Annotated in this window: 1 protein-coding gene; it reads right to left on the bottom strand. The window is 60.5% G+C overall.

Features of this window, described 5'->3' with window-relative positions; translation table 11 throughout:
• Window positions 1-403: hypothetical protein (locus AC066S_RS39810; protein ID WP_478272064.1), on the bottom strand; the 403-nt coding region annotated here is incomplete at both ends.

The following is a 403-nucleotide window of genomic DNA, read 5'->3' as shown; positions in this document are numbered from 1 at the left end:
TGATGTGGCCGATCAGGCGCGCGATCGAATACACCATCATGACCGTGCTGATCCCCTCCATCAGCTGCTCCATGCCGGGTGTGAATTGCAGTGCGCCGCTCGGGGCAGTTTGGAAGACCATGCCGGCCAGTTCCTGGCCGCCGATCTTCATCAGAACCTCGTTGATCCCCTTGTAGAGCAGCTGCTGGAACTGGGTCATCAGACCGTCGATCCCAAGCCCCTTGCTGGCACCGTCGATCCCCATGCTGGCTACCTCCGACGTGGCATCCGAGCCGATGAGGCCATCGAACGACGCGCGAAACGGGGTCACCAAGTTGTCCGTCACCCAGTTGGCGGCCGACGAGTACATGTCGGTGATCTCCGCTGAGACGTCACCAAAGGTGCTGGACACCGAGTTGTAGAT

It is taken from the genome of Bradyrhizobium sp. CFUWI (genome assembly GCF_056429085.1).
The sequence above is the reverse complement of the archived record's forward strand: the minus strand, read 5'-3'. Positions and strand labels throughout refer to the sequence as shown.